Annotated in this window: 6 protein-coding genes; 2 read left to right on the forward strand and 4 right to left on the reverse strand. The window is 69.3% G+C overall.

What is annotated here, in order from left to right:
* On the forward strand, positions 1-620 hold a 620-nt coding region (locus tag HUV01_RS11815), incomplete at its 5' end, for an ATP phosphoribosyltransferase regulatory subunit (protein WP_174298443.1).
* Positions 621-758: 138 nt separating this feature from the next.
* Entirely contained in the window at positions 759-2,048 is a 1,290-nt protein-coding gene (locus HUV01_RS11820) for an adenylosuccinate synthase (RefSeq protein ID WP_174298444.1), read from the forward strand.
* A 258-nt stretch (positions 2,049-2,306) separates the two neighbouring features.
* Here the strand turns inward: HUV01_RS11820 and HUV01_RS11825 are convergent, their stop codons facing one another.
* The 4 genes from HUV01_RS11825 to fabI all read right to left on the reverse strand — a co-directional run.
* Complete coding sequence (locus HUV01_RS11825; RefSeq protein WP_174298445.1) at positions 2,307-2,795, reverse strand: hypothetical protein; 489 nt, start codon at positions 2,793-2,795, stop codon at positions 2,307-2,309.
* Positions 2,796-2,871: 76 nt separating this feature from the next.
* Positions 2,872-3,960 carry a chorismate synthase gene (gene aroC, locus HUV01_RS11830; protein ID WP_174298446.1) on the reverse strand — a complete coding sequence of 363 codons (1,089 nt, stop codon included), beginning with the start codon at positions 3,958-3,960 and terminating at the stop codon, positions 2,872-2,874.
* Positions 3,957-4,202, reverse strand: a complete 246-nt coding sequence (locus HUV01_RS14970; RefSeq protein WP_217431001.1) for a hypothetical protein — start codon at positions 4,200-4,202, stop codon at positions 3,957-3,959. Before HUV01_RS14970 ends, aroC begins: the two co-directional genes overlap by 4 nt.
* Positions 4,199-4,975, reverse strand: a 777-nt coding sequence (gene fabI, locus HUV01_RS11835) for an enoyl-ACP reductase FabI (RefSeq protein WP_174298447.1), incomplete at its 5' end; no start/stop codon positions are given. The genes fabI and HUV01_RS14970, both read right to left, overlap by 4 nt.

The following is a 4,975-nucleotide window of genomic DNA, read 5'->3' on the forward strand; positions in this document are numbered from 1 at the left end:
CGCTCCCCGCCCTCGTCGACACGCTCGCCGCCGGGCCGCTGCCGGTCGCGTCGGCGAACGTGGGGACGTTGCGCGACCGGCTGGACGCCAAGGACGCGGGCGCGGTCGCCGAGCTGGCGCCCGCCTACCTCCCGCTGATCGAGGCGGCGGGGCCGTTCGACAGCGCGCTCGCACGGCTGCGCGCGTTCGATGCGCACGGCGCGCTGGCGACGCGGCTGGACGGTCTGGAGGCGATCGCAGGATCGCTGGCGGGGCGTGTGGGCCTGACGCTCGATCCGACCGAACGCCACGGGTTCGAGTATCAGACCTGGCTCGGCTTCTCGCTCTTCGCGGCGGGCGCGGCCCGCGAGATCGGGCGCGGCGGCACCTACACGATCGTCCACGAGGGCGGCGCGGAAGAGGCGGCGACCGGTGTGTCGCTCTATGCCGACCGGCTGCCCGTGACCCCGGAACCGGACGCGCGCCGCCGCCTGTTCATGCCGCTCGGCACGCCGGCCGTGGAAGCGGCGGCGATGCGCGCCGAGGGGTGGGTGACGGTCGCCGCGCTGGAGGCGGGCGACACTCCCGAGGCGCAGCTGTGCACGCATGTCTGGGAGGGGCGGGCGGCGCGGGTCGGATAGGTCATGTCACGGTCGACCTGCGGTCGGCGACAGCAGTCGGCGATGGCGCCGGGCGTCCATCGCGGCTGCCCCGTACCAACCCGCTGGACCGATGCCTTCATCACTCCTAATCGCTTCGCGTCATCGAGAGGAACGAGCGTGGCCAATGTAGCGGTCATCGGCGCCCAATGGGGCGACGAGGGCAAGGGCAAGATCGTCGACTGGCTGGCGGAGCGCGCCGACATGGTCGTGCGGTTCCAGGGCGGGCACAATGCCGGCCATACGCTGGTCGTCGGCGACCAGACGTACAAGCTGTCGCTGCTGCCGTCGGGCGTCGTGCGGGGCACGCCGTCGGTGATCGGCAATGGCGTGGTGCTCGATCCCTGGGCGCTGCGCGACGAGGTCGCGCGGCTGGCGGCGCAGGGCGTGCTTGTCGGACCCGACACGCTGATGCTGTCCGACGCGTGCGCGCTGATCCTGCCGCTGCACCGCGAGCTCGACGGTCTGCGCGAGGATGCGTCGGGAGCGGGCAAGATCGGCACGACGCGGCGCGGCATCGGCCCGGCGTACGAGGACAAGGTCGGGCGGCGCGCGCTGCGGGTCTGCGACCTCGCGCATCTCGACTCGCTCGACGCGCAGCTCGACCGGCTGTGCGCGCATCACGACGCGCTGCGTGCGGGCTTTGGCACCGGACCGGTCGACCGGGTGGCGCTGGTGGCGCAGTTGAAGGAGATCGCCGGCTTCGTCCTGCCGTTCGCGGGGCCGGTGTGGCGCGATCTCAACGCGGCGCGCATGGCGGGCCGGCGCATCCTGTTCGAGGGCGCGCAGGGCGTGCTGCTGGACGTCGACCATGGCACCTATCCCTTCGTCACCTCGTCCAATACCGTCGCGGGGGCCGCATCGGCGGGAACTGGGATGGGACCGTCGGCGGTCGGCTTCGTGCTGGGGATCGCCAAGGCGTACACCACGCGGGTCGGTTCCGGGCCGTTCCCGACCGAACTGGCCGATGAGACCGGCGAGCGGCTGGGGATGCGCGGTCATGAGTTCGGAACCGTCACCGGGCGCAAGCGGCGCTGCGGCTGGTTCGACGCGGTGTTGGTGCGCCAGTCGGCGGCGGTGAGCGGCGCGACGGGCATCGCTCTGACAAAGCTCGACGTGCTGGACGGGTTTGAGACGATCAGCATCTGCACCGGATACCGGCTTGGCGAGCGGACGCTCGATTATTTCCCGTCCCATGCATCCGACCAGATGGTGGCTACGCCGATCTATGAGACGATGCCGGGCTGGTCCGACTCGACGGCCGGCGCGAGAAGCTGGGCAGACCTGCCGGCGCAGGCGATCAAATATATTCGCCGGATCGAAGAACTGATCCGCTGCCCGGTGGCGCTGGTGTCGACCAGCCCGGAGCGGGACGACACGATCCTGGTCCGCGACCCGTTCGCCGACTGACGGCGACTTTCCTGGCGGCTAGGACTTGCCCGGATCGCTGGCTCTATTGGCTATATCACCGGTATGAACGCCATTCGAGAATGACGTGGCCGTCCGCCCAAGCTTGACCTCAGACACGGTCGCGACTCGGGCAAGTGCGGTTCAACCGTGCGAGCAGGCCGGGACTGACGATCGTCTTTACCCGCGTCGTAATCTCTTCCTCATGACAATGGGGCAGCACCGTAGCGCCGCCCCATCCGTCATCAATCTATGGAACGATCAGTTGGGGGTCGAACCACCCGATGTTCCAGTGCTGCCCATCGAGCCGCCCGACGTCATGCCGCCGGTCGCCGTCCCGGCCGATCCGTTGGGCGACGTGCCGCTTGTCGAGCCCGCGTCAGTACCGCCGGTCGACGTCGAGTCGCTCGTCGTACCGGCGCTGCCACTGCTGCCGGTGGACGACGTCCCCGAGCTGCTCCCACGGCGCGAGCGACGGCTGCGCGAGCCGGTCGTGGAAGAGGTGCCGCTGGTCGACTGGCCACCCATCGTGCCGCTCATCGTCCCATCGGTTGACGAGCCACTACCCATGGACCCAGTACCCATTGATCCGGTGGTCGACTGGCCACCCATGCTGCCGCCGGTCGACTGGCCACCCATGCTGCCGCCGGTCGACTGGCTGCCGGTGCTGCCCGAACCGGTCGCGGTCTGGGCACTCGCGAGCGCCGGAACCGCCATCGCCACGGCGGCGATCATCATCACAATACGCATTTTGTCTCTCCGTGAAGTTATCCGGTGCCAACGGGCAGGCGGGCATATCCGTTCCCTCGCCCGATCGTCGGCCGCTTTACCGCCCGGCTTGCGCACCGGTCTGCGCGCGATGCAGCATCATCTGATCGGCCAGCACCAGCGCCACCATCGCCTCCACAACCGGCACGCCGCGGATGCCGACGCACGGATCGTGGCGCCCCCTGGTGGCGAGCGTGGTCGCCTCGCCGGTGCGGGTGACGGTCTCGACGGGGGTCAGGATCGAACTGGTCGGCTTGAAGGCGACGCGCAGCCGCACCGGCTGGCCGGTCGCGATGCCACCGGCGACCCCGCCCGCATGGTTGGCGAGGAACAGCGGCATGGCGCCATCGCGCCCCGGCCGCATCGGATCGGCGTTGGCCTCCCCCGACAATGCGGCGGCGGCGAACCCGTCCCCGATCTCCACGCCCTTGACCGCGTTGATCGACATGGCGGCCGCCGCGAGCTCGGCGTCCAGCTTGGCATAGAGCGGCGCTCCCCAACCGGCGGGAACGCCGGTCGCCTCGCACGCGATCACTGCGCCCAGCGACGAGCCGGCCTTGCGCGCGGCATCGACCAGCCCCTCCCAGCGGGCGGCGGCGGCGGCATCCGGGCAGAAGAACGGGTTGGCGTCGATCTGCGCATCGTCGAATCGCGCCGGATCGATCGCGTCGCCGCCGATCGCTTCCACCCAGCCGCGCACCCGCACCTGCGGGATCACGAGCCGCGCCACCGCGCCGGCAGCGACCCGACACGCCGTCTCGCGCGCCGACGATCGCCCGCCGCCGCGTGGATCGCGCAGGCCGTATTTGACGTCATAGGCATAGTCGGCATGGCCCGGCCGATAGGCGCGGGCGATGTCCGAATAATCTTTCGATCGCTGGTCGACGTTCTCGATCATCAGGCTAATCGGCGTGCCGGTCGTCAGCCCTTCGAACACGCCGGACAGGATGCGCACCGCGTCGGGCTCTTGCCGCTGCGTGGTGAAGCGCGACGTGCCCGGCCGTCGCCGGTCGAGCCACGGCTGGATGTCCGCCTCGCTCAGCGTGATCCCCGGCGGGCACCCGTCCACGACCGCGCCGATCGCCGGTCCATGCGACTCGCCCCAAGTGGTGACGCGCAGGATGTGGCCGAAGCTGTTGTGGCTCATTCCTCCGAACCTGAAAAACGTTCAGACGCCTGTCGTTCAGCAACGCGTCGATCTTTTCGGCCATGTCCCAGAAGCCAGAACAGGCCGGCAGCGACGCTCATGACGACGAAGAATACGTGGCCGCCTTCGAGCATCAGAGTGGCTACGACTGCGACCGTCAAGACAAGTCCGATCAGGCAGACTGATCGTAACACGGGGAGAACACCGTCGGCGAAGTCTTCCCGTTGCCGGCCACCGCTCATGCCAGCGCGATGTCCGGGGCGTCCTCCGCCTTCATGCCGATGACGTTGTAGCCCGCATCGACATGGTGGACCTCGCCCGTCACGCCGCTGGCGAGATCGCTCAGCAGGTACAGGCCCGCGCCGCCGACATCGTCGATCGTCACGTTGCGGCGCATCGGCGCGTTCAGCTCGTTCCATTTCAGGATGTAGTTGAAGTCGCCGATCCCGCGCGCCGCCAGCGTCTGGATCGGCCCCGCGGAGATCGCGTTGACGCGGATGTTCTCAGGCCCGCAATCGACCGCCAGGTATTTGACGCTCGTCTCCAGCGCCGCCTTGGCCACACCCATTACATTGTAGTGGGGCACCACCTTCTCCGCGCCATAATAGGTGAGGGTCAGGATCGAGCCGCCCTCAGGCATCATCCGCCGCGCGCGCTGCGTCACCGCGACCAGGCTGTACGCGGAGATGTTCATCGTCATCAGGAAATTGTCGAGCGTGGTGTCGTAATAGCGGCCGCGCAGCTGCGACTTGTCGGAAAAGCCGATCGCGTGGACCACGAAGTCGATCGTCGGCCACTCCTCCGCGAGCCCCGCGAACGTCGCGTCGAGCGCCCCCATGTCGGCCACGTCGCAATCGAACAGCCGCGCGGTCCCGAGCTGCTCGGCGAGCGGGCGGACCCGTTTCGCCATCGCCGCGCCCTGATAGGAGAAGGCGAGCTCCGCCCCCGCCTCGCCCAGCTTGCGCGCGATGCCCCAGGCGAGCGACTTGTCGTTGGCGAGGCCCATGATGAGGCC

This window comes from Sphingomonas bacterium (assembly GCF_903643035.1).
Lineage (GTDB): Bacteria > Pseudomonadota > Alphaproteobacteria > Sphingomonadales > Sphingomonadaceae > Sphingomonas.

Bases quoted from the DNA above. Each gene is read 5' to 3' on its own strand.
- aroC (WP_174298446.1), bottom strand. From the start codon at position 3,960: ATGAGCCACAACAGCTTCGGCCACATCCTGCGCGTCACCACTTGGGGC.
- HUV01_RS11825 (WP_174298445.1), bottom strand. From the start codon at position 2,795: ATGCGTATTGTGATGATGATCGCCGCCGTGGCGATGGCGGTTCCGGCG.
- HUV01_RS14970 (WP_217431001.1), bottom strand. From the start codon at position 4,202: ATGAGCGGTGGCCGGCAACGGGAAGACTTCGCCGACGGTGTTCTCCCC.